The organism is Paraburkholderia caledonica NBRC 102488 (genome assembly GCF_000685095.1).
Lineage (GTDB): Bacteria > Pseudomonadota > Gammaproteobacteria > Burkholderiales > Burkholderiaceae > Paraburkholderia > Paraburkholderia caledonica.
The window spans coordinates 432,801-454,751 of sequence record NZ_BAYE01000004.1; the positions used below are offsets into that span (position 1 = coordinate 432,801).

General features: G+C 63.2%; 22 protein-coding genes. 13 read left to right on the top strand and 9 right to left on the bottom strand.

The features are described 5' to 3' along the window. The first annotated feature begins 87 nt into the window (after positions 1-87). The 5 genes from BCA01S_RS11485 to BCA01S_RS11505 are packed head-to-tail and all read left to right on the top strand — an operon-like array spanning position 88 to position 5,208. Positions 88-1,098 carry an ABC transporter permease subunit gene (locus tag BCA01S_RS11485; RefSeq protein WP_006052552.1) on the top strand — a complete coding sequence of 337 codons (1,011 nt, stop codon included), beginning with the start codon at positions 88-90 and terminating at the stop codon, positions 1,096-1,098. Between the two features lie 6 nt (positions 1,099-1,104). Further along, positions 1,105-2,022, top strand: coding sequence for an ABC transporter permease subunit (locus BCA01S_RS11490; RefSeq protein ID WP_027777006.1), 918 nt, complete (start codon positions 1,105-1,107; stop codon positions 2,020-2,022). Continuing rightward, positions 2,023-3,027, top strand: coding sequence for an ABC transporter ATP-binding protein (locus tag BCA01S_RS11495; protein WP_027777007.1), 1,005 nt, complete (start codon positions 2,023-2,025; stop codon positions 3,025-3,027). Next, the gene (locus tag BCA01S_RS11500; protein ID WP_020070787.1) at positions 3,024-4,043 is read left to right on the top strand and encodes a peptide ABC transporter ATP-binding protein; all 1,020 of its coding nucleotides are present in this window, start codon (positions 3,024-3,026) and stop codon (positions 4,041-4,043) included. Before BCA01S_RS11495 ends, BCA01S_RS11500 begins: the two co-directional genes overlap by 4 nt. Further along, complete coding sequence (locus BCA01S_RS11505) at positions 4,036-5,208, top strand: TraB/GumN family protein (protein WP_027777008.1); 1,173 nt, start codon at positions 4,036-4,038, stop codon at positions 5,206-5,208. The genes BCA01S_RS11500 and BCA01S_RS11505 overlap by 8 nt, the downstream gene beginning before the upstream one ends. Before the next feature lie 13 nt (positions 5,209-5,221). Here BCA01S_RS11505 and BCA01S_RS11510 read toward each other — a convergent pair whose 3' ends face one another. The 6 genes from BCA01S_RS11510 to pxpB all read right to left on the bottom strand — a co-directional run bounded on the left by BCA01S_RS11510 (position 5,222) and on the right by pxpB (position 11,787). After that, on the bottom strand, positions 5,222-7,036 hold the full coding sequence (locus tag BCA01S_RS11510; RefSeq protein ID WP_027777009.1) for a tetratricopeptide repeat protein: 1,815 nt from the start codon (positions 7,034-7,036) through the stop codon (positions 5,222-5,224). 212 nt (positions 7,037-7,248) lie between these two features. Continuing rightward, positions 7,249-8,205 carry a DUF979 domain-containing protein gene (locus BCA01S_RS11515; RefSeq protein WP_027777010.1) on the bottom strand — a complete coding sequence of 319 codons (957 nt, stop codon included), beginning with the start codon at positions 8,203-8,205 and terminating at the stop codon, positions 7,249-7,251. After that, a complete protein-coding gene (locus BCA01S_RS11520) occupies positions 8,202-8,951 on the bottom strand; it encodes a DUF969 domain-containing protein (RefSeq protein WP_027777011.1) in 750 nt (249 codons plus the stop codon). Before BCA01S_RS11520 ends, BCA01S_RS11515 begins: the two co-directional genes overlap by 4 nt. A 283-nt stretch (positions 8,952-9,234) precedes the next feature. Further along, positions 9,235-9,987, bottom strand: a complete 753-nt coding sequence (pxpA, locus tag BCA01S_RS11525; RefSeq protein ID WP_020070792.1) for a 5-oxoprolinase subunit PxpA — start codon at positions 9,985-9,987, stop codon at positions 9,235-9,237. 97 nt (positions 9,988-10,084) lie between these two features. Then, a complete protein-coding gene (locus tag BCA01S_RS11530) occupies positions 10,085-11,137 on the bottom strand; it encodes a 5-oxoprolinase subunit C family protein (RefSeq protein WP_027777012.1) in 1,053 nt (350 codons plus the stop codon). Then, positions 11,134-11,787, bottom strand: a complete 654-nt coding sequence (pxpB, locus tag BCA01S_RS11535; protein WP_027777013.1) for a 5-oxoprolinase subunit PxpB — start codon at positions 11,785-11,787, stop codon at positions 11,134-11,136. The genes BCA01S_RS11530 and pxpB overlap by 4 nt, the downstream gene beginning before the upstream one ends. 199 nt (positions 11,788-11,986) lie before the next feature. Here pxpB and BCA01S_RS11540 point away from each other — a divergent pair, with 199 nt between their 5' ends. Next, positions 11,987-12,499 carry a winged helix DNA-binding protein gene (locus BCA01S_RS11540; RefSeq protein WP_027777014.1) on the top strand — a complete coding sequence of 171 codons (513 nt, stop codon included), beginning with the start codon at positions 11,987-11,989 and terminating at the stop codon, positions 12,497-12,499. Positions 12,500-12,596: 97 nt separating this feature from the next. Here BCA01S_RS11540 and BCA01S_RS11545 read toward each other — a convergent pair whose 3' ends face one another. After that, positions 12,597-13,139 (bottom strand): 5-formyltetrahydrofolate cyclo-ligase, encoded by a 543-nt coding sequence (locus tag BCA01S_RS11545; protein ID WP_027777015.1) that lies wholly within the window; start codon positions 13,137-13,139, stop codon positions 12,597-12,599. 77 nt (positions 13,140-13,216) lie between these two features. Between BCA01S_RS11545 and BCA01S_RS11550 the strand changes: the two genes are divergently transcribed. The 4 genes from BCA01S_RS11550 (at position 13,217) to BCA01S_RS11565 (ending at position 18,134) form a co-directional block, all read left to right on the top strand. Next, positions 13,217-15,184 carry a lytic transglycosylase domain-containing protein gene (locus BCA01S_RS11550; protein WP_027777016.1) on the top strand — a complete coding sequence of 656 codons (1,968 nt, stop codon included), beginning with the start codon at positions 13,217-13,219 and terminating at the stop codon, positions 15,182-15,184. Positions 15,185-15,265: 81 nt separating this feature from the next. After that, on the top strand, positions 15,266-16,219 hold the full coding sequence (locus BCA01S_RS11555) for a complex I NDUFA9 subunit family protein (RefSeq protein ID WP_027777017.1): 954 nt from the start codon (positions 15,266-15,268) through the stop codon (positions 16,217-16,219). 32 nt (positions 16,220-16,251) lie between these two features. Beyond that, a complete protein-coding gene (locus tag BCA01S_RS11560) occupies positions 16,252-16,905 on the top strand; it encodes a glutathione S-transferase family protein (protein WP_027777018.1) in 654 nt (217 codons plus the stop codon). Continuing rightward, positions 16,902-18,134 (top strand): multifunctional CCA addition/repair protein, encoded by a 1,233-nt coding sequence (locus tag BCA01S_RS11565; RefSeq protein WP_027777019.1) that lies wholly within the window; start codon positions 16,902-16,904, stop codon positions 18,132-18,134. The genes BCA01S_RS11560 and BCA01S_RS11565 overlap by 4 nt, the downstream gene beginning before the upstream one ends. A 95-nt stretch (positions 18,135-18,229) precedes the next feature. Here BCA01S_RS11565 and BCA01S_RS11570 read toward each other — a convergent pair whose 3' ends face one another. Together BCA01S_RS11570 and BCA01S_RS11575 are read right to left on the bottom strand one after the other, a co-directional pair. After that, positions 18,230-18,424, bottom strand: coding sequence for a DUF2905 domain-containing protein (locus tag BCA01S_RS11570; RefSeq protein WP_020070801.1), 195 nt, complete (start codon positions 18,422-18,424; stop codon positions 18,230-18,232). 16 nt (positions 18,425-18,440) lie between these two features. Further along, positions 18,441-19,631 carry a class I SAM-dependent methyltransferase gene (locus BCA01S_RS11575; protein WP_027777020.1) on the bottom strand — a complete coding sequence of 397 codons (1,191 nt, stop codon included), beginning with the start codon at positions 19,629-19,631 and terminating at the stop codon, positions 18,441-18,443. A 13-nt stretch (positions 19,632-19,644) separates the two neighbouring features. Here BCA01S_RS11575 and BCA01S_RS11580 point away from each other — a divergent pair, with 13 nt between their 5' ends. The 3 genes from BCA01S_RS11580 to ttcA all read left to right on the top strand — a co-directional run bounded on the left by BCA01S_RS11580 (position 19,645) and on the right by ttcA (position 21,903). Beyond that, entirely contained in the window at positions 19,645-20,463 is an 819-nt protein-coding gene (locus BCA01S_RS11580) for an SDR family oxidoreductase (protein ID WP_027777021.1), read from the top strand. Positions 20,464-20,529: 66 nt separating this feature from the next. Beyond that, on the top strand, positions 20,530-20,925 hold the full coding sequence (locus BCA01S_RS11585; protein WP_020070804.1) for a dihydroneopterin aldolase: 396 nt from the start codon (positions 20,530-20,532) through the stop codon (positions 20,923-20,925). 3 nt (positions 20,926-20,928) lie between these two features. Then, a complete protein-coding gene (gene ttcA, locus BCA01S_RS11590; protein ID WP_027777022.1) occupies positions 20,929-21,903 on the top strand; it encodes a tRNA 2-thiocytidine(32) synthetase TtcA in 975 nt (324 codons plus the stop codon). Positions 21,904-21,951: the final 48 nt, after the last annotated feature.

A 21,951-nucleotide genomic window follows, 5' to 3' on the forward strand; every position in this document is an offset into this window, starting at 1 on the left:
AAACTGGTCGAAATGGTCCGGCGACCGGGGTCACAAGCCCTCGTCGCCGGTTGCGTTTTTTCTTCATCAAGACCATAGGGACGAACCATGTTCCGCTTTGTTTTGCGCCGCATCGGCATGGTGATACCGACGTTCATCGGCATCACGATCCTTGCATTCGCGCTGATTCACCTGATACCGGGCGACCCCATCGAAGTGATGATGGGCGAGCGCGGCGTCGATCCGGCGATGCATGCCGCGGCTATGCACCGGCTAGGGCTCGACGAGCCTCTGCCGATGCAATACGTCCACTACATCGGCCGCGCGCTGCACGGCGATCTCGGCACTTCCATCATCACCAACACGAGCGTCATGGGTGAATTTCTCGCCCGCTTCCCCGCCACAGTTGAACTGTCGATTTGCGCGATGCTGTTCGCGCTCATCGTCGGCCTGCCGGCAGGCGTGTTCGCGGCGCTCAGGCGCGGCACGGCCGTCGATCACGGCGTGATGGGTACAGCGCTGACCGGCTATTCAATGCCGATCTTCTGGTGGGGCTTGATCCTCATCATGGTGTTCTCGGTCAAGCTTGGCTGGACGCCGGTGTCAGGCCGCATCGCGGTCGAATACGATATTCCGCACGTGACCGGCTTCATGCTGATCGACGCGATGATGTCCACCGACGAAGGCGCGTTCAAGTCCGCACTCAGCCATCTGATTCTTCCCGCCATCGTGCTCGGAACGATTCCGCTCGCGGTCGTCGCGCGCATGACTCGTTCGTCGATGCTCGAAGTGCTGCGAGAAGACTACATCCGCACCGCGCGCGCGAAGGGTTTATCGCCGGGGCGAGTGATCGTCGTTCATGCATTGCGCAATGCGTTGATTCCGGTGGTGACGGTGATCGGTCTGCAGGTCGGTACGCTGCTTGCGGGCGCGGTACTGACGGAGACACTCTTCTCGTGGCCGGGCATCGGCAAATGGCTGATCGATGCGATTGGCCGCCGCGATTATCCGGTCGTGCAGGGCGGCATCCTGATGATCGCCACACTGGTGATCTTCGTGAACCTCGTCGTCGATCTGTTGTACGGCGTGCTCAACCCGCGCATTCGCCATACGAGGTGATCAAGCATGGCAGACATACAAAACACAGTCCCCACAGCAGTGACGCCGCCCAGCGGCCGCGCGATTGCCGCTCGCGAATTCTGGGCGAATTTCTCGCGCAATCGCGGTGCGGTTGGCGCCGGCATCGTCGTTCTGCTGCTTATCGTCGTGGCGATTTTCGCGCCGCTCATCGCGCCGCATAGCCCGATCGAACAGTACCGCGACTTCGTGAAAATTCCGCCTGCATGGCTCGAAGGCGGCAACTGGCGGTTCGTTCTCGGCACCGATGAAGCCGGCCGCGACATCCTCTCGCGTCTGATGTACGGCGCGCGGCTGTCGTTCTGGATCGGCTTCGTGTCGGTGGTGCTCGCGCTGATTCCGGGCATCGTGCTCGGTCTCATCGCGGCATTCTTCGAGAAGTGGGCCGATACGCCGATCATGCGCGTCATGGACGTGCTGCTCGCATTGCCGTCGCTGCTGCTCGCGGTGGCGGTGGTCGCGATCATCGGTCCGGGCCTCGTCAATACGATGCTGGCGATCGCGATCGTCGCGTTGCCGGGCTACGTGCGTTTGACGCGCGCCTCGGCGCAAGGCGAGTTGCAGAAGGAATACGTGACGGCCTCGCGAGTGGCCGGCGCCGGCACGCTGCGTCTGATGTTCTCGCAAGTGCTGCCCAACTGCACCGCGCCGCTGATCGTGCAGGCAACGCTCGGCTTCTCGTCGGCGATTCTCGATGCGGCCGCGCTCGGCTTCCTCGGCCTCGGCGTACAACCGCCGTCGGCGGAGTGGGGCGCGATGCTGGCCTCGGCGCGTGATTACATCGACAGCGCATGGTGGATCGTCACGATGCCTGGTTTGTCCATCCTGATCTCGGTGCTCGCCATCAATCTGCTCGGCGACGGGCTGCGCGACGCACTCGATCCCAAACTGAAACGGATGGCATAAATGGACAATCTACTGACCATCCGCAATCTGGCGGTCAACTTCAACGGACTACCTGCTGTCGACCGGATCAATCTGGACGTCGCGCCGGGCGAAGTGCTCGGCGTTGTCGGCGAATCGGGTTCGGGCAAGAGCGTGACGATGATGGCGTTGATGGGACTGATCGACGCCCCCGGCAAGGTCACGGCGGACGAAATCACGTTCAACGGCCGCGATCTGCTGAAGGCATCGGCGAAGGAACGCCGCAAGATCATCGGCAAAGATATCGCGATGGTGTTCCAGGACGCGCTCACGAGTCTGAATCCGAGCTATACGGTCGGCTATCAGATCAAGGAAGTGCTGAAGCTGCACGAAGGGCTGCGCGGCGCCGCGCTCGACAAGCGCGCACTCGAACTGCTCGATCAGGTCGGCATTCCGGACGCGAAGAGCCGCATCGGCGCGTTTCCGCATCAGATGTCGGGCGGCATGAACCAGCGCGTGATGATCGCCATGGCCATTGCCTGCAACCCGAAACTGCTGATCGCCGACGAGCCGACCACCGCGCTCGACGTAACGATCCAGGCGCAGATCATGGAACTGCTGATGCGCTTGCAGAAAGAGCGGGGCATGGCGCTCGTGCTGATTTCGCACGATCTCGCGGTGGTGTCCGAGGTCGCGCAGCGCGTCGCGGTCATGTACGCTGGCGAGGTGATCGAGACGAACAAGGTGCCGGACATCTTCGCCGCGCCTCATCATCCGTACACGGAAGCGTTGCTGGCCGCGATTCCCGAGCATAACGTGGGTGCCGTGCGACTCGCTGCTTTGCCGGGCATGGTGCCGGGACGCGACGATCGCCCGAAAGGGTGTCTGTTTGCCCCGCGCTGCAAGTACATGGTCGACGACTGCAACAAGGGACGCCCCGCGCTCGCGCCCATGCAAGGTCACGCCGAAGTAGCGCGCGTGCGTTGCATCAAACCCTTGAACCTGAGCGGCGACGCGAACGTTCACACACATGGAGGCGCACGATGAACGCAGTACCTGAAACGCGGCGCCAGTCGGACCATGCGGGCGATCACGTGCTGGTCGCCGACAAGCTCGCGCGTTATTACACGGTCAAACGCGGCATGTTCGCAACGGGCACGGTGAAGGCGCTCAACGGCGTGTCGTTCGCGCTCGAGCGCGGCAAGACGCTCGCCGTGGTCGGCGAATCCGGTTGCGGCAAGTCGACGCTCGCGCGCCAGCTGACCATGATCGAAGCGCCCAGCGCGGGCCGTTTGCTGATCGACGGTGAAGACGTGGCTGGCGCGGATCACGCGAAAATCGCGGCGCTGCGGCGGCGCGTGCAGATGGTGTTTCAGAACCCGTTTGCGTCGCTCAACCCGCGCAAGACCGTGGAGCAGACGCTCGGCGAACCGCTCGCGATCAACTCCCAACTGAGCGTAACGGAACGCGCGGAACGTATCGCTCAAATGATGCGTACCGTCGGCCTGCGTCCGGAACATGCAAAGCGCTATCCGCATATGTTCTCGGGCGGTCAACGTCAACGCGTGGCAATTGCCCGCGCGATGATTCTGGACCCGCAGATCGTTGTCGCCGACGAACCCGTGTCGGCGCTCGACGTGTCGATCCAGGCGCAGATTCTGAACCTCTTCATGGATCTGCAGCAGGAGTTCAAGACGAGCTATGTGTTCATCTCGCACAATCTGTCAGTGGTCGAGCATATTGCCGACGACGTGATGGTGATGTACTTCGGCGGCGTGGCCGAACTCGGCGACAAGAAGCGGATTTTCTCGAAGCCGCGGCATCCCTATACGCGCGCGTTGATGTCGGCGACGCCGTCGATCTTCGAGGCGGATCGCACGATCAAGATCAAGCTGCAAGGCGAGATGCCTTCGCCGCTGAATCCGCCTTCGGGCTGCACGTTTCATCAGCGCTGCCCCTATGTGATCGACCGTTGCCGCAGCGAAGAGCCGAAGCTGCGTGAAGTGGATGGCCGTCAGGTGTCGTGTCACCGCGCCGAGGAGGTGGGGGACGTGGATGCCTGATGCGTTGGCGGCGCGTCGTCTTGCGCGCCGCTCGCGTGAAGGCGGCCGCCGCGCTGCCTTCATGCGAAGCTTGCGGGCGCGTGCACTGACCGGTGCCGCGCTCGTCGGCGTATGTTCCGTTCTGTATTTCTCCGCGGCACTGATCGGCCGCGCGCACGCTGCCGGCGCCGCGGCCAATACACCCACGGCTGGCGTCAATTCAACCACGCAAGGTGCGCGTCCCGCATTGCCGGTACCGCACGTGCCGTCGGAGCCACGCGCCGCGCTGCCGGGCCTCAATCCGCCACCCGCCACACCCGGTACGACCGCGAGCGGACCCGTGCGCCTGCAACCGGCGCGTATGCCGTTCTACGTCGCGACTCGCGGTGCTACCACCATCTACGTGCTGGGTACGCTGCATGTGGGCGATCCCGCCGATTACCCGCCGGCTCAGCCGTTTCGTCCGCCGATCATGGGCGCGCTGGCGGCTTCGCCGACGCTTGCGCTCGAACTTTCGCCGGACGAGCTACTCGTTTCGCAAGACGATGTTTCCAGGTACGGCGTGTGCCGCCGCGACTGCCTTCCCGGCCTCTTGCCGGAGCCGCTGTGGCGCAAGCTCGCGTTTCGTCTGCGCGGCAATCCCGCGGCGTTGAACGAAATCAAAAAGATGCGCCCGTGGCTCGCCTCGCTGCTGGTCGAAACCTACGACTCGCTCAGCGCCGGCTTGCAGACCGAGTACGGCACTGAAGCGCAGTTGCAGAACGTATATCTGCGCACACGTGGCAAGATCATCGGCCTCGAAACCTTGCCGCAGCAAATGCGCGCCTTCACCGGGCTCACGCTCGCCCAGCAACGCGAGATGCTCGCGCAGGATCTGATGCAGACGCCCGCGCAAAACGTCGAGGACGTGCGGACCTTGCACCGCCTGTGGCGTGTTGGCGATGCCGATGCAATCGCCGCCTGGGAGGCCGCGAAAACCGAAAAGCTGGCGCGCGACAAGCAGGTGTCCAACTCGATAGACGACAGGATCGTGTACGCGCGCAATCGGCGCTTCGTCTCGCGGATGCTGCAGATCGCCGCGCCGAACAAGCCGGCGTTCGTGGCGATTGGCGCGTTGCATCTGGGTGGCCGCAAAGGCGTTCTGCAGCTTTTGCGACAACGTGGGTTCGTGGTGGACGCGGGGTGAAGCGATGCGCGATCTACGGCGCGGGATCGATTGCGCTGATCACTTCCTTCACCGCCTCGGCCCATTCGCCGAGTACCTTCTGCCGGAACAGCCGCATGCCCGGATACCACGGCGAGTCGCTCCGTTCTTCAAGCCAGCGCCAGTCTGAATTGGCCGGCAGCAGCAGCCACACCGGCTTGCCGAGCGCGCCGGCCAGATGCGCGACGGCGGTGTCGACGGCGATCACCAGATCGAGGTTCATGATCAGCGCGGCCGTGTCTTCAAAGTCGTTCAACTCGCCGCTGAAATCGTTCGCCCGAAAGGCTGGTGGGGCAGAGGAGAGTTGCGCGTGCGCCGCACCCTTCTGCAACGGATACCAGTCCACATTGGCGACATCGGCGAGCGCGTGCAGGTCGGCAAGCGCCATTGACCGATAGCGGTCGTTGCCGAACGCCGGACTGCCTGCCCACACGAGGCCCGCTCTGCGCTTCGCATCGCCGGTTTTCTTCAGTTTCTTGCGCCAGGCTTTGACCTTGGCGTGGTCCGCGAACAGATACGGCACTTCGGCTGGGATGGTGGACAACTCAGTGCCGACGCATGAAGGCACGCTCGTCATGGGCACCCAGAAGTCGTAGTTCTGCTCCGCGTAGCTCTGCTCCGGTTTACCGCTAAACGCGTTATGTACCCCCGGCACGCGTTGAACAAGACTCAGCAATGGCTCGCGAACGCAGACGTCTACTGTCGCGCCGCGTTCGTGCAGCAAGCGCGCAAAACGCAGGAACTGGAAATGATCCCCGAAACCCTGCTCGCCGACGATCAACAGACGACGCCCGTTGAGCGGTTCGCCGCGCCATTCGGCCACGCCCGGAATCGCGAGCGCTTCGTAATCGCTCTTACGCCAGCGCAGCGCAAACTCGGCCCAACCCTGCTTGAAATCGCCGCGCTTGAGCAGCAGCCAGGCAAGGTTCTGATGGGCGTCGGCGTAATGCGGATCGCGGGCAAGCGCCTCGCGATAGAACGTCTCCTCTTCGTCAAGCCGGCCCTGCGCGCCGAGCGAGCCGCCCAGGCACACGAGGTTGGTCGGATTCGGCGCGATTGCAACCGCGCGACGGTAATGCGACTCCGCGCCCGCATAGTCGCCATGCTTGCCGATCGCGCTACCCAGGTTGATGTGCGCCTCGGCGTAATCCGGGCGCAACGCGAGCGCGCGCTCAAAGCTCGCGACGGCCGCCTCGTGCTCGCCTTGCGCTGTGTAGGCATTGCCCGCGTTGAAGTGCGCTTCCGCTGAAGCCGGATCGACTCGCAACGCGTCGCGATAGCACGCCAGGGCTTCCGCGAAACGCCCGAGTTTGCCGAGCGCCGTGCCCAGATTCAGATGGGCATCTACCAGTGAGGGGTTCGACTCGATTGCAAGCCGATATTGTTCGACCGCTTCGTTCAACGCGCCCTGAGCCTGCAAAGCGGTGCCGAAGTTGTTGCGCGCGTCGGCGAAATCGGGTTGTAGCTGCAACGCCTGGTCGTAGCAGATCGTGGCTTCCTCGAGATGGCCGAGCGCGGCGGCGGCGAGTCCGCGGTTGCTCCAGCAGGCGGCGTCGTGACGGTCGTATTTGAGCGCGTGGCTCATTAGTGCGGCGGCCTCTGCGTATTGCCCGCGCTGATAATGCAGTACCCCGAAGTAATGCAAAGTCTGCGAATTCGTCGGCGCGAGCGTCAGGATCTCGCGGTAGATGGAGTCGGCGGTGTCGAGCCGGCCGGCCTGATGCGCGTCGAGCGCGGCCTTCACGAGCGAAGTAACGCTGGATGACGGCGGCGCGGTATGCGCGCCGGCGCGCTGGGATTGACGTTCCATGGAAACCTGCGGGAAAGGCTCCGGCGGCGCGCGTTGCACGCGCCGGCGCGTGTGGATGGGAGATGGCCCAGCATCTTATGGTCGGCATCATGGGCCGACGATCGGACGCATCCTATTTCCCTTGCAGGTTTTTCCTGTTTGAGGTGCTTCGCCGATGTGCCGCGGAAACGTCGCGCGACACATCGGAAACTGCTGCTCTTTACGGCACGCTGTTACATGAACATCAGGAAGTTGAGCAGGAAGATGTTCACGACCAGCAAGGTCAGCGCGGTAGGTATCTGGACCTTGATAACGGCATTCTTATCCGGCAGTTCCAGCAAGGCCGCCGGCACCATGTTGAAGTTCGCGGCCATCGGCGTCATCAGCGTGCCGCAGTAGCCCGAGAACATGCCGATTGCCACCATCACGGCCGGATTGCCATGGAACACGCCGACGAGAATCGGCACGCCGACGCCGCCCGTCATTACCGGAAACGCAGCGAAGCCGTTGCCCATGACCATCGTGAAGAGCGCCATGCCGATGCAATACACGGCCACTGCGATAAACCGGTAGTCGAGGCTGATATACGCGGTGGTCACGTGAGCGACAGCTTTGCCGACACCCGCGTCCGAGAACACGAGGCCGAGCATGCCGAGCATTTGCGGCAACACCGCGGCCCAGGAGAGCGCGTCGACGAGGCGGCGCGTTTCCTTCATCGACTGCCCGACGGTGTCGCGTGTCAGCACGCACGCAATCGCGAGCGCGATCACGCAGCCGATGCCGAAGCCGATCAACGTGACGTTGGCCTTCTCGATCAGCGGAACGCCGCCGAACACGAGGTGGCTCGCCGACAATGTGATGATCACGGTGATCACGGGAATCGTCAGCGCGGGCACGAACAGCTTGTTGCCAAGGCGCGCGGCGCTCGCCTTGCGCGCTTCGAGCGACAGCACTCTCGGCTTGCCGGCAGTGACCCCGCCGAAGCCGGCAATCAGCGCCATCACGATCACCGCGACGCCGACCACTGCGGGCGGCAGTTTGTCGCCGATCAGAAAGATCAGCGCATAAAGAATCCAGAAGCCGCCGGCCGTCAGGCGGCGCGGATGTTCCTTGTCCGTGACGATCATGCCGCCGACGATCAGCAGCACCACGCCCAACAGCCAGAAGAGATAGGTAATCGAGAGCGTCATGCTTTGTCTCCTGCAGCGGATTGCGTCGACGATACGGCGGCATTGCCCGCGTGGGCGTTGCCGCGCAATTCGCGGTCGAGCTTGCGGTCAAGCAGATACAGGCGGAAGCCGTGAATCAGGAATGCGCAGATTGCAGTGGGAATGCCCCAGACCGCGACGTGGATCGGCTCGACGATAATGCCTGCCTCTTTCAGGAAGGTAGTCATCAGCACGATCGCACCGAACGCAACGAAAATGTCTTCGCCGAAGAAGAGGCCCACGTTATCCGTTGCCGCTGAAAACGCCCGCAGCTTGAAACGCACGGCGTCGCTGATCTTGCCGAAGCGGGTTTCGGTTGCACCTTCGGCCATCGGCGCGATGAGCGGGCGCACCATCTGCGGATGCCCGCCGAGCCCGGTCAGTCCGACTGCCGCAGTCAGTTCGCGCACGAGCAGATAAACGATCAGGAGGCGCCCGGCCGTGGCTGCCTTGATGCCGCTGATCCACGTCTGCGCGCGTTCGCGCAGGCCATGCCGTTCCAGCAGGCCGATTACCGCGAGCGGCAGAAGAATGATCAACGGAATGTTGCGCGTCTTGATGAAGCCAGTGCCGATTTCGGCGAGGATTTTCTCGACCGGAAAATGCGCGGCCAGACCGGTAATGATCGCGGCGACTGCCACGATCAGCATCGGATTGAACCGCAATAAAAAGCCAACGATGATGACGGCCACGCCGATGAGCGGCCATAGACTGACTGTTGTCTGCATCTGGATCTCCAAACAGGTTTCAACGTCGCCGCTTGTGACGGCTAACATGGGCCGGCGCGTGGCGATCCGCGCGCCGTTTTATTTCCGCGGCTCTTGATGGCCGCGTTGCTACGCACTGCAATTGCACCTGCACCTGCACCTGCACCTGCACCTGCATTCACTGCGATGAATCGACTGCGGATACTGCAAATCTCTGCATAGCCTCTCGCACCTGGCGAACGCCCCGCATGTAGCGGGGCGTTCGGGGCGTTCAGGACATGACCAGGATGCGGCGGCACGTACTTCAGACGCTTGCTGCGCCGGCCGCGTGCACCTCGATACCGGCCTGTTGGAGCGCGCTGCGGATGCGCCGCGCGAACGCGAGCGCATGCGGGCCGTCGCCGTGCAGACAAATGGTCTGCGCGTTGAGCGGCACCCATTGACCGTCGACGGCGCGCACCCGCTGCTCGCGCACCATCGCAAGCGTGCGTTCGAGCACTTCGTCTTCATCTTCGAGGAGCGCGCCGGGCTCCTTGCGCGGCACGAGCGAGCCGTCGGCGCGATAGCCGCGATCGGCGAACACTTCTTCGATGGCGGTCAGCCCCGCGTTGCGCGCGGCCGTCACGAGACCGCTGTTGGCAAGCGCGAAAACCGCGACCGACGGATCGAAGTCATGCACGGCCGAGACGATCGCGTCGGCGATCTTCGCGTCGCGCGCGGCCTGGTTGTAAAGAGCGCCATGCGGTTTCACGTGCGCGATGCGCCCGCCCTCGGCCTGCGCGATTGCCGACAGCGCGCCGAGTTGATAAAGCACGCCCGCGTAAATGTCGGCCGCCGGCAAGTCCATCTCCTTGCGGCCGAAATTCTCCGGATCGTTGAAGCTCGGATGCGCCCCGATCGACACGCCTTTTTGCACCGCCCATCGCACGCAGTCACGCATGGCGTTGGCGCCGCCCGCGTGCCAGCCGCACGCGATATTCGCGGAGCTGACGAGGTCGAGCAGCGCCTCGTCGGAGCCGCAGCCTTCGCCGAGGTCGGCGTTCAGATCGATTTCCATGATGTTCCTCTACTCTCAAGAAAACGCCGGGCCGCCCCAAGTTTTCTTGCCCCTCGAAAGGCCGGGCGCGACGCGCCAGGCTTGGGGGCGGTCATTGTCACAACGCTGCGGCGGCCATCTGCCGTGCGCAACGTTCTTCGTGCATTGCTATGGCGGCGTCGATTTGCCGCAAATAGGTGCGCTCTTCCAGTAAAGCGTGGCGCGCTTCGTAGGTTGTGGTCGGAATGAAGCGGACGGCCGCATTCAGCCGCACCTGGGCGAGCTTCCACAAGTCGGCCTGAATGACCGCGCCGATCTTCGGATAGCCACCGGTAGTCTGCGCGTCGCTCATCAGCACGATCGGTTGGCCGTTCGGCGGCACTTGGATCGTGCCCGGCAGCACCGCGTGCGACAGCAGATCCGCTTTGACTTTGCGCTTCAGTTCCGTGCCGGCGAGCCGGTAGCCCATGCGGTTGCTGTTCGGCGTGACCAGCCACTCGTCGGACCAGAAAGACTCGTGTGCTTCGTCGGTGAAACTTTCGTACTCGGGGCCGCGCAGCACCCGAATGGGGACCGCCCAAGGCACGCCGGTCGGATGACGGCCGCGCCGCAGCGGTTCGTCCACGAGCACGAACTTGCACCACGCAGGCGCTTTGACGCCGAACTCCGGCGCCTCGGGAGAGAAGCCGACGTGAGCGCGCTGCGGCGGCGCGCCGACCGGCAGGCGGTCGCCGTCGCGCAGCGCCCGGCCCCCGAGACCGCCGAAGTGACCGGCAAGGTCGGTGCTGCGCGAGCCGAGCATCGGCAATACGTCGATGCCGCCCGCGACGCACACGTAGCCGCGCATGCCGCGCTTCGCCGCGTTCAGTACCAGCTCCTGGCCTGCCTTCACTGGCAGGCTCCACCACGAGTAGACCGGCTTGCCGTCGAGCGTCGCGCCGAATTCAGTGCCGGTGATGGCCACTCGCGTCGCGCGCAGGAAGCGCAGCACGGTCGGGCCAAAGGTGATTTCGAGACCTGCGGCGTCGGGCCGGTTACCGACGAGCCGGTTGCCGACTTCCAGCGACAGGCGGTCGAGCGCCCCGCCCATCGCGACGCCCAGATGCCGGTAGCCGTGACGGCCGAGATCCTGAATCGTGGTCAGCAGACCTGCGCGAATCACGTCGATCATGCGTGTATCCCCGCAATCGTGAAGCGCACCCGGTCGCCCGGCTGCAACAAGGTGGGCGGGCGGCGCGTTGGGTCGAACAGCGGCAGTTCGGTGCGGCCGATCAGTTGCCAGCCGCCGGGCGACGTGGCCGGGTAAATGCCCGTCTGCTCCCCGCCGATGCCGACCGACCCGGCCGGCACTTCGAGTCGCGGCGATGCGCGGCGCGGCGTATGCAGCGCCTCTTCCAGTCCGCCCATATAGGCGAAGCCCGGCTGGAAGCCGAGGAAAAAGACCACGTACTCGCCACCCGAATGCCGCTCGATCACCTCGCGCACGCTTAGACCGGTGTGGTTCGCCACTGCACCCAGGTCGGGGCCGAACTCTCCGCCGTACTGAACCGGGACTTCGACTTCTCGACCCGGCGCGGGCGCTGCGCTGACCGCTTGCCAGGCGTCCTGCAGCCGGGTCGTCAGCGCGTCGCGGTCGGCTTCGACGGGATCGAACACGAGCGTCAGGTTGTTCATGCCCGGCACGACTTCGAGCACATGAGGCCAGTGCTGCGCCATTTCGGCAGCCGCCCACACGCGGCGCTGGCAGTCCAGCGTCGCGGGCGGGGGCACCTCGCAGACAAGCGCGGCGTCGCCGAGCGGAAAAATTCTGGGTTGGCTCATGGCTTGAAGACCCGAAGAAGTCGAAGAGTTCTGCGTTGAACGCCGTCAGAAACCATGGGACAGGTTATGCGACGTTGAAGAATACATTGTCAATAAAATATCAACAATTTCTCAATAAGAGTTTTCGCCAGGCTCGCCGCGGTGAGCCGCTCGTCGTACACTCCCGACACTCTCCATCCCGTTTTCCTGAGAAATTCACATGTCGCGGCATCCCACCAAGATCGTCTCGTCCGAACATCTCGTGTCGGACACGAGCGCGGAACTGTCCGAGCTCGAGTACGCGCTCATCATGGCCGGCAACGCATTCAACCGATGGATGGTGCGCTGCATGTCGGCGGCCGGGGAAAAGGACATGACCGCAATCGAGGTCTCGCTGCTGCATCACGTGAGTCATCGCGAGCGTCGCAAAAAACTGGCCGACATCTGCTTCGTGCTCAACATAGAAGATACGCACGTCGCGACCTATGCGTTAAAGAAGCTCGTAGCTAGAGGGTATGTAAAAAGCGAAAAGACCGGCAAGGAAGTGTTTTTTTCGGCGACGGAAGCGGGCCGTGCGCTGTGCCTGAAATATCGCGAGGTGCGCGAGAGTTGCCTCATCTCGACGCTGAAGGAAAGCGGCCTCACCAACGAACAGATCGGCGACGCGGCGCAATTGATGAGAAACGCGTCCGGGATGTACGACACAGCCGCGCGCGCGGCGGCGTCGTTATGAATGGGAGGCGCTGAGACGCGCGCCAGCGGGGCATGAGTTTCCTGGCTGCGTGCAAGCCGCGCTAAACGGTGTGTTGCCGGTCGCTTTCCAGACGGATCTAGCCGACGGTCCGCGCATGAAGTCCCGTCTCGGTCACGATCATGTCGAGCGGCATGTCGTGCACCTCGCGCTCCAGTGCAGAGGTGCGGCATGCTTCATATGCCACACCCACCGTGATCGGCCGCTTCGCGCCGGGCCAGCCGGCGAGCGTGCGGTCGTAGTAGCCGCCGCCATAACCGAGCCGGTAGCCGTCGGCATCGAAACCCACGCAGGGAACGAGCAGTAGCTCGGGCGTCACCATTCGCCCTGTGGTGGGCTCTGCGATCTTGTGGTGGCCGATCTTCATTGGCGTATCCGGCGACCATGCGTGGAACTCGAGCGGCAGCCCGCGTTCCTTGATGATCGGCAGGCTGGCTTCGCGTTGCGGGCTGCCCGCGAGCCAAATGGAGATCGCTGCGCGCGCATCGAATTCGCCCGCGAGCGGCCAGTAGAACCCCACGCTTTGCACGTCGAAATGCTTGAGCGCATCGAGAACGCAGCGTCCGAGCGCGGCATTGTTCGTCGGCTCGGAAGCCGCTTGTAGCCTTGCTTCCAATAGCATTCGACGCAGCGCCTTTTTCGATTCCGCGACAGGGTTGCATGCTATGCTTGGGTTCAATTCGCGCTCCAGAAACAACGATGTCAAAAAGTCTTTATCGAGTATATCGCGCGGCAGGCATGGCGTTAGCCGCAGCGGCGCTCGTCGCATGTAGCACGGCGTCAGCCGTCAAGCCTCTTCCCATTTCGCAGCTCAACAACGACGATCAGATTTTCGTCCAGTTGCGCGAGGCCGCCCGCAATAACGACGCGGCTCGTGCGGTGCAGTTGGCGAGCATGATCCCGAGCTATCCGGCGCCTTCGTATCTGGAGTACTTCCAGATCAAGCCGCAACTCTTCGACTCCGGCGGTCATGCGCGCGTCGACGCGCCAGACGCGCCGGTGCTCGCGTTCCTGCAGAAGTACGACGGCCAGGCGATCGCCGACCGCATGCGCAACGACTACCTCACGGTGCTCGGCACGCGGCATGATTGGCGCAACTTCGACCAGCAATATGCGCGCTTCGTGCTGAACGACGATACGCAGGTCAAGTGCTACGCGCTCGAATCGCGTGCGTCGCGCGGCGAGAATGTCGCGGACGCGGCGCGCGCGCTGCTAGTCGATCCGAAATGGTACGGCGACGGCTGCGTCGATCTGATCACGGTGCTCGGCGTGAACAAGCAGTTCAGCACCGACGACATCTGGCAACAAATCCGTCTCGCTTACGAACAGAACTATCCGAATACCGGCAGCAAACTGGTCGACGCGCTGGGCGACCAGGCGCCCGATCCGGTGCTGTTTGGCCAGGCTACCAGTACGCCGCCGTTGTTGCTCGCGCGCGGTGTCAGTCCCGACGCCCAATCGCATCAACTCGCGCTGCTCGCCATCACGCGCATGGCCCGCAACGATCCGGCCATGGCTGCTGCCACGTTCGCGTCTGTCGCGCCGTCGCTGAATTCGCCCGAACGCGCGATCGGCTGGGGCACCATTGCCTATCAGGCGGCAGCCAAGCAGATGCCGAGCGCCACCGACTGGTACAGGTTGTCGGCAAACGCGCCGCTCTCGAATCCCGCGTATGAATGGCGCACGCGCACCGCGCTCCTCGCCGGAGACTGGAACATGGTGCGCTGGTCGATCGAGCAGATGCCGGCGGCGCTGCGCAATCAGCCGTCGTGGGTCTATTGGCATGCCCGCGCGCTCAAGCAGGCGGGCGACACGACCGCGGCCAACCAGGAATTCGAGTCGATCTCGCAGGGTTTCAACTTCTACGGGCAACTGGCCGCTGAAGAACTCGGGCAGAAGATTTCGGTGCCGCCGAAAACCATGGTGACCGATTCCGAAGTCCAGCAGGCCGGCAACACGCCTGGTTTCGATCTGGCGCAGCGCTTCTACGCGCTGAACTTGCGGCTCGAAGGCAATCGCGAATGGAACTGGCCGCTGCGCACCATGAGCGACCGTCAGTTGCTTGCCGCCGCCGAATACGCGCGCCGTATCCAGCTGTATGACCGCACCGTCAACACCGCCGACCGCACGAAAACCGAACACGATTTCTCGCTGCGTTATTTGTCGCCGTTCCGCGATATCGTCGAGCGGGATGCGCAGTCGAGCGGCCTGGACGTTGAATGGGCGTACGGGCTGATCCGCCAGGAATCGCGTTTCATCATCAATGCGCGCTCCGAAGTCGGCGCGGGCGGCTTGATGCAGCTGATGCCCGGCACCGCGCAACTCGTCGCAAAGAAGATCGGCCTTGGCCCGATTTCGCGCGAGCAGATGAACGACATCAACACCAACATCCTGCTGGGCACGAACTACCTGTCGATGATCTACAATCAGTTCGATGGTTCCGCCGTGCTGGCCACCGCGGGGTACAACGCCGGGCCGGGCCGTCCGCGTAACTGGCGGCAGACGTTGCAGCATCCGGTTGAAGGCGCGATCTTCGCTGAAGCGATTCCCTTCCAGGAAACGCGTGACTACGTGAAGAATGTGTTGTCCAACACGGTCTACTACGCGGCATTGTTCGAAGGCCGTCCGCAATCGCTGAAGGCGCGTCTGGGTTACATCGCACCGTAAGCGCCGTGCCGCCGCTGCCTCGGTGTGAGGCAGCGGTGCGCCACGCCAGCCGTTGCCGCGGCTTCCACCAGGGAGTCGAAAATGCGACACAAAGCCATTGCGATCATTGGCGGTTCCGGTTTCATCGGAAGCCATCTCGTCAACGCCCTCGTTGAAATGGGCAAAGACGTGCGCATCGCCACACGGCGACGCTATAACGCGCGCCACCTCACGCTGCTTCCTATCGACGTGATCGAGACCGACGTCTTCGATCCCGTTCAACTTGCTCGCTTTGTCGAGGAAACCGACTGTGTGATCAATCTCGTCGGCACTCTGCATGGCAAGCGCCGCACACCATACGGTCCGGAATTCGCGCGCGCTCACGTCGAGCTGCCGACCAGAATTGCGGCGGCTTGCGAAGGCAAGGGCGTGCATCGGCTAATTCATCTGAGCGCGCTCGGCGCCGACTCGAACGGCCCGAGCATGTACGCGCGCTCGAAGGGCGACGGCGAGAAAGCCGTGCACGCGTCGAATCTTGCGTGGACGGTTTTCCGGCCATCCGTCGTGTTCGGTCCGGAAGACCAGTTTCTCAACAAGTTCGCTTTCTTGCAGCGCATTTTTCCGGTGATTCCGCTCGCAATGCCGGACGCGAAATTCCAGCCGGTCTATGTCGGCGACGTCGCCAAGGCGATCGTGAACGTGCTCGATCTCGATGCGGCCAGCGGCAAGACCTACGAGCTTGGCGGCCCGAGCGTCTATTCGCTCGAAGAGCTCGTTAAATATTGCGGCGATGTGATCGGCCGGCACGCGAGCATCATCCGCTTGCCGCAAATGCTGGCGCGCATGCAGGCAATGACCTTCGAACTGGCACCCGGTGAACCTGTCCTCACACGCGACAATCTCGACTCGATGAAAGTCGATAACGTGCTGAGCCGGCCGCTCGCACCCGAGCTTGGTCTTGAGCCGGCCAGCCTCGAAACCATCGCGCCGGTCTATCTGAGCGGTGCGTCGTCACGCTCGCGTTTCGATGCGTTTCGCGCGAGCGCGGGGCGCTGAACCTTTTTACTTTCTTCCTCATACGAACCTGCATGAAGCTGCTTATTGGTGACAAGAACTATTCGTCGTGGTCGATGCGTCCGTGGCTGCTGTTCAAGCATTTTGGCATTGCGTTCGACGAAGTCCTGATTCATCTGGACCAGCCCGGCACCAACGCTGCCGTGCTGGCTCGTGCGCCGAAGGGCCCAGGCAAGATTCCCTGTTTGATCGACGACGCGGGCCTTGCCGTCTGGGATTCTCTGGCAATTGCCGAGACGCTGGCCGAGCGCTTTCCTCAGCACGCACTCTGGCCGCGCGACCCGGCGGCGCGTGCGCATGCTCGAAGCGTGAGCGCCGAGATGCATTCCGGCTTTGGCGAATTGCGCTCGCATATGTGGATGAACATTCGCGCGTCGTTCCCCGGCAAGAACGCAACGCCGGGTGTGCTGGCCGACATCGCGCGTATCGAGGCGATCTGGCGCGACTGTCTGGACACATATGGCGGCCCTTTCCTGTTCGGCGAGTTCACCATTGCAGACGCAATGTACGCGCCGGTGGCTATGCGCTTCAACACTTGGCAGCCGACGTTGTCCGAGACGTCGTCGGCGTATATGCGACGGGTCATGGCCGTGCCCGCCGTGAAAGCCTGGATCGACGACGCGCTCAGCGAGACGCACGCCGTTGCGTATCTAGACGAATGCCCATGAACATCTATGCAGTGGGCGGCGCCATTCGCGACGAATTGCTGGGCGTGCCGGTTCAGGATCGCGATTACGTGGTGGTCGGCGCAACACCCGAGCAGATGGTCGCGCAGGGCTACCGCCCGGTCGGCAAGGACTTCCCCGTGTTTCTGCATCCGCAGACGCACGAGGAGTACGCGCTCGCGCGTACAGAGCGAAAAACCGCGGCGGGCTATCACGGCTTCCAGTTCTTCTACGCGCCAGACGTGACGCTCGAAGAAGACCTTGCGCGCCGCGACCTGACGATCAACGCAATGGCTCGCGGGGTGCGTCCGGGAGGCGAACTCACGGGCCCGGTGATCGATCCGTTCGGCGGTCAGCGCGACTTGCAGGCAAAGCTCTTCCGCCACGTCAGCGACGCGTTTCTTGAAGATCCGGTGCGTATCTTGCGGATCGCACGCTTCGCCGCGCGTTTCGCTGATTTCACCGTCGCGCCTGAGACACTCGCGCTGATGCGCAAAATGGTGGCGGACGGCGAAGTGGACGCCCTCGTCGCCGAACGCGTGTGGCAGGAGGTGTCGCGCGGTTTGATGGAGAAGAAGCCGTCGCGCATGTTCGAAGTACTGCGCGATTGCGGCGCATTGGTGCGGATTCTGCCGGAGATCGACGCGCTGTTCGGCGTGCCGCAGCGCGCCGACTATCACCCCGAAGTCGATACGGGCGTGCACGTGATGATGGTGCTCGACCACGCCGCGCAGCAGGGCTATGCGCTGCCCGTGCGGTTTGCCGCGCTCACGCATGACCTCGGCAAAGCCACTACGCCCGAAGATATTTTGCCGCGGCATATCGGCCACGAAGGACGCAGCGTGGATCTGCTCAAGCCTCTCTGCGAGCGCTTACGTGTTCCGAACGAATGTCGCGACCTCGCGGTGCTGGTGGCGCGCGAACACGGCAACATTCATCGCGTGATTGAAATGGGCGCCGCTGCGCTCGTGAGGCTGCTCGAGCGCTGCGACGCGATACGCAAGCCTTCGCGTTTCGCGGAAGCGCTGCAGGCGTGCGAGGCCGACGCGCGCGGCCGGCTTGGTTTCGAAGCGCGGGAGTATCCGCAAGCGGAGCGTTTGCGAGTTGCGCTCGTCGCAGCGCGGGGCGTGGATGCAGGCGCCGTCGCCAAGCGGCTCGCCGATACGCCGACCGGGATCAAGGACGCCGTGCATCAAGAACGCGTGCGTGCTGTGGCCGCGGCGCTCGAGTGAGCGAAGTGGGGCGGTAGTGCACCGACCGTCTTTCGTGAAAGAGCTTTCCGAGCTGTCGCTGTCGCGATCAACCTCGCGATCACCGCGCGGCGGCTTTACAGGAGCCTCGCGATAAGCGACAGCAACATCGACAGCAACAACGTCGACATAAACGGAAAGTGATATTCGCGTCCGAACAGACGCACGCTGACGTCGCCGGGCATTCGTCCAATGCCGAGCTTTCGAAGCCACGGCCAGCAAGCCGACAGCACCGCGAGGGCAACGAAAGTAGTCAACAGCCAGCGGATCATCGTGCGGACCCCGGCATTACAGCGTGTGCGACCGGTCGCCGCTGGAAAACGCCTGAAGCGTGTCTTCCAGTCCGCGCGAGAACGCGATCACCTTGAATAGCTCGCCCATTTCGGCCTCCGACAACAGCTTTTGCACCGCGTTCGCCGCGGGCAAAAAGCGCGCTGCGTCGTCGGGATCGATTTCGGATAACGCATCGGTAATGCCCGCGTTCAGTAGGAAACGCGCATGCGACGTGAAGCCCAGCAGATCTGCTCCGGTTTCAACGCCCGCTTCGGCGATACCCGTGAATTCCACGTGCGCGGTGATGTCCTGCAAGCCAGGATAGACAAAGGGATCGCCATGCGCGCGATGCCGGTAGTGGCACATCAGCGTGCCCTGCGCGCGCTGCGCATGGTAGTACTCGTGGCGCGGGAAACCGTAGTCGATGAAAAACGCCGCGCCGCGTGCGAGCATCGCGCAGATGGTGCGCGTGAAGGCGCGTGCGGCGTCGTGCGTTTCGGCGAGGTAGTCGCCGCCGGTCGTGTCCATTTCGGACAGCAATGCCATGTCGGCGGATGCGGAAACCGGGCGGTCTTCGAATGCGAACCACCCGTCGCGCCATGCAACGCCGCGTTCCCGCCAGGCGCCGTCAACGAAAGCAAAAAGCCGCACCGGCATCGCGTCCAACACTTCATTGCCGATTACCACGCCCTCGAAGCGCTCCGGCAATGCGTCCAGCCAGCGCACTTTGCCCGCGAGTAAAGGCGCGGCGGCTTCGATCGTTTCACGCTGACGCTCGCGCAATTCTCCCGACAGATCGACGATCGAATAGCTGTCGAATTCAGCACCGAGCGCGGCGAGCGCGTTCAGCAATCCTGCCGCCAGTTTGCCGGTGCCGGCGCCGAACTCCATCACGTTGCGTGTACCGCTTGCGTGCAGCGCTTCGGCGACAGGACGCGCCAGCGTTTTCGCGAAGAGCGGCGATAGTTCGGGCGCCGTGACGAAGTCGCTACCGTCGTCGCCACGCAAGCCGAACTTTCGGGCGCCGCCGCTGTAGTAGCCGAGTCCGGGCGCGTACAGCGCGCGCTCCATATAGCGGTCGAACGGCAACCAGCCGCCGGCCTCTTCAAGCTCCGCTCGAATGAGCGCGACGAGCGCTTCGGACTGCGCGAGCGCGGTCGGGCCGGGAGCAGGTAAACTATCGGGTTGGTGAGCTTTCGGATTCATTCCCGCATTGTAAATGACCGCTTCTATCGACACCGCCGCCCCCCGCGAGCCTGAAACGCCGCGTGTCGTCCTGATTACCGGCGCCGCGCGCCGCATCGGACGTTCGCTCGCGCTCGGCTTCGCCGCGCGGGGCTGGGATGTGGCCGTCCATTACGGCGCGTCGCGCGGGGAAGCTGAAGAAGTGGTCGCCGAAATCGCGGGCATGGGCCGCCGCGCGGTGGCCTTGCATGCGGAACTGAGCGACGAGGCCCAGGTCGCGGCCCTGTTGCCGGCCTGCATCGAGGCGCTCGGCCGGCCGGCTTGCATCGTCAACAATGCGTCGAGTTTCGAGGAAGACACGGCTCGCAACGTCGGCTACGAACTGCTGCTGAAGCTGACCGCGATCAACCTCGGCGCGCCGCTCGTGCTGGCTCGCATGCTGTTCGACGCGACGCCGCAAGCCGCGCTTGTCGACGAAACGCAGCGCAGCGTCGTGATCAATGTGCTGGACCAGAAGCTGTACAACATGAATCCGGACTACCTGTCGTATACGCTTTCGAAGGCTGCATTGCAGACAGCCACGATCGCGCTCGCGCAGGCGTTGGCGCCGAACGTGCGCGTAGTCGGACTCGCGCCCGGTCTGACGATGCAATCCGCCGATCAAACAGCGGAGAGCTTCGCGGCCGCTCACCGGGTTACGCCTTTGGGCCGTGCGTCGCGGCCGGAGGATATTGTGGCCGCCGCACTGTATCTCGCGGACGCAACCGGCGTCACAGGAACGACGCTGGTGGTCGACGGCGGGCAGCACCTCGTGCCGCTGCCGCGCGACGTGATGTTTCTAACGGGTTTTTAATGGGTTTCCAATGGGCGCCTGAAGTGCCCTTTGCGTGCCCCCACGCTCTTTTGGACTGGAACGAACATGTTTGCCGCTCTTTCGCATCCCCGGCTCGCCGACTGCCGCCGGCTCTTTCTGCGCAATTACGAAGTGCACATCAACATTGGCGTGCACGACTTCGAGAAGCGCGGCGAACAGCGCGTCGTCATCAACGTCGAACTGTTCGTGCCGCTCGCGCTTTCCACACCGGTGCAGGACAAGCTGGATGAAGTGGTCGATTACGACTTCATGCGTTCGACCATTTCGCGCCGCGTCGAGCAAGGCCATATTCACTTGCAGGAAACGCTGTGCGACGACCTCGTCAAGGCCATGCTCGAGCATCCGCAAGTGCGGGCTGCGCGCGTTTCGACAGAAAAACCAGATGTTTATCCAGACTGCGACGCGGTGGGCGTCGAAGTTTTCCGTATCAAAGAGGATTGAGCCATGAATGCTCCGGAAATCATTGACGACACCACGCCCGCGACCCGTCAGAAGTCGCCCCTCACGCGCCGCGAGCAGAAGGAAGCGTACGAGAACAACAAGCTCTTCAAGCGGCTTGCGCGCCAGGTCGGCGAGGCGATCGGCGACTTCAACATGATCGAGGATGGCGACAAGGTGATGGTCTGCCTGTCGGGCGGCAAGGACAGCTATGCAATGCTCGACGTGCTGATGCGGCTGCGCGAACGCGCACCGATCAACTTCGACATCGTTGCGGTGAATCTGGACCAGAAGCAGCCCGGCTTTCCCGAGCACGTGTTGCCCGAGTATCTGACGCAGCTCGACATACCGTTTCACATCGAAAATCAGGACACGTATAGCATCGTCAAGCGGCTCGTGCCCGAGGGCAAGACCACCTGCTCGCTGTGTTCGCGGCTGCGGCGCGGCATTCTCTATCGTGTGGCGGGCGAACTGGGCGCGACCAAAATCGCGCTCGGCCATCATCGCGACGACATTCTGCAAACGTTGCTGCTGAACATGTTCTACGGCGGCAAGCTGAAGGGCATGCCGCCCAAGCTGCAATCGGACGATGGCAAGAACATCGTGATCCGTCCGCTCGCCTACGTGAAGGAAACCGATCTGGAAAAGTACGCGCAATTGCGCGAATTTCCGATCATTCCGTGCAATCTGTGCGGCAGCCAGCCGAATCTGAAACGCGCTGAGATGAAGGCGCTGATTCGCGATTGGGAAAAGCGCTTTCCGGGGCGCATCGAGAATATGTTCAACGCGTTGTCGAATGTCGTGCCGTCGCACTTGATGGATCACAAGCTGTTTCCGTTCGCGGGCCTGCGCGCGACCGGCGAGGCCGATCCGCAAGGCGACATCGCGTTCGACGAAGAACCTTGCTCGACCGACGCCGATAATGGCGCGCCGCTTGGCGCCGCGCGGCCAATCTCGATCGTCCAGTTCGACGATCTTTGATTCGAAGGCTCGCAAAAAAGGCGTCTGTGAGCGGTCTTTCGCTCGCAA

What these genes read in the sequence shown, in the direction of transcription:
- BCA01S_RS11500 (WP_020070787.1), top strand. Translation starts at nt 3,024, where the DNA reads ATGAACGCAGTACCTGAAACGCGGCGCCAGTCGGACCATGCGGGCGAT.
- BCA01S_RS11490 (WP_027777006.1), top strand. Translation starts at nt 1,105, where the DNA reads ATGGCAGACATACAAAACACAGTCCCCACAGCAGTGACGCCGCCCAGC.
- pxpB (WP_027777013.1), bottom strand. Translation starts at nt 11,787, where the DNA reads ATGAGCCAACCCAGAATTTTTCCGCTCGGCGACGCCGCGCTTGTCTGC.
- BCA01S_RS11520 (WP_027777011.1), bottom strand. Translation starts at nt 8,951, where the DNA reads ATGCAGACAACAGTCAGTCTATGGCCGCTCATCGGCGTGGCCGTCATC.
- BCA01S_RS11530 (WP_027777012.1), bottom strand. Translation starts at nt 11,137, where the DNA reads ATGATCGACGTGATTCGCGCAGGTCTGCTGACCACGATTCAGGATCTC.
- BCA01S_RS11585 (WP_020070804.1), top strand. Translation starts at nt 20,530, where the DNA reads ATGTTTGCCGCTCTTTCGCATCCCCGGCTCGCCGACTGCCGCCGGCTC.
- BCA01S_RS11540 (WP_027777014.1), top strand. Translation starts at nt 11,987, where the DNA reads ATGTCGCGGCATCCCACCAAGATCGTCTCGTCCGAACATCTCGTGTCG.
- pxpA (WP_020070792.1), bottom strand. Translation starts at nt 9,987, where the DNA reads ATGGAAATCGATCTGAACGCCGACCTCGGCGAAGGCTGCGGCTCCGAC.
- BCA01S_RS11565 (WP_027777019.1), top strand. Translation starts at nt 16,902, where the DNA reads ATGAACATCTATGCAGTGGGCGGCGCCATTCGCGACGAATTGCTGGGC.
- BCA01S_RS11560 (WP_027777018.1), top strand. Translation starts at nt 16,252, where the DNA reads ATGAAGCTGCTTATTGGTGACAAGAACTATTCGTCGTGGTCGATGCGT.
- BCA01S_RS11485 (WP_006052552.1), top strand. Translation starts at nt 88, where the DNA reads ATGTTCCGCTTTGTTTTGCGCCGCATCGGCATGGTGATACCGACGTTC.
- BCA01S_RS11505 (WP_027777008.1), top strand. Translation starts at nt 4,036, where the DNA reads ATGCCTGATGCGTTGGCGGCGCGTCGTCTTGCGCGCCGCTCGCGTGAA.
- BCA01S_RS11515 (WP_027777010.1), bottom strand. Translation starts at nt 8,205, where the DNA reads ATGACGCTCTCGATTACCTATCTCTTCTGGCTGTTGGGCGTGGTGCTG.
- BCA01S_RS11555 (WP_027777017.1), top strand. Translation starts at nt 15,266, where the DNA reads ATGCGACACAAAGCCATTGCGATCATTGGCGGTTCCGGTTTCATCGGA.
- ttcA (WP_027777022.1), top strand. Translation starts at nt 20,929, where the DNA reads ATGAATGCTCCGGAAATCATTGACGACACCACGCCCGCGACCCGTCAG.
- BCA01S_RS11580 (WP_027777021.1), top strand. Translation starts at nt 19,645, where the DNA reads ATGACCGCTTCTATCGACACCGCCGCCCCCCGCGAGCCTGAAACGCCG.
- BCA01S_RS11545 (WP_027777015.1), bottom strand. Translation starts at nt 13,139, where the DNA reads ATGCTATTGGAAGCAAGGCTACAAGCGGCTTCCGAGCCGACGAACAAT.
- BCA01S_RS11570 (WP_020070801.1), bottom strand. Translation starts at nt 18,424, where the DNA reads ATGATCCGCTGGCTGTTGACTACTTTCGTTGCCCTCGCGGTGCTGTCG.
- BCA01S_RS11495 (WP_027777007.1), top strand. Translation starts at nt 2,023, where the DNA reads ATGGACAATCTACTGACCATCCGCAATCTGGCGGTCAACTTCAACGGA.
- BCA01S_RS11510 (WP_027777009.1), bottom strand. Translation starts at nt 7,036, where the DNA reads ATGGAACGTCAATCCCAGCGCGCCGGCGCGCATACCGCGCCGCCGTCA.
- BCA01S_RS11550 (WP_027777016.1), top strand. Translation starts at nt 13,217, where the DNA reads ATGTCAAAAAGTCTTTATCGAGTATATCGCGCGGCAGGCATGGCGTTA.
- BCA01S_RS11575 (WP_027777020.1), bottom strand. Translation starts at nt 19,631, where the DNA reads ATGAATCCGAAAGCTCACCAACCCGATAGTTTACCTGCTCCCGGCCCG.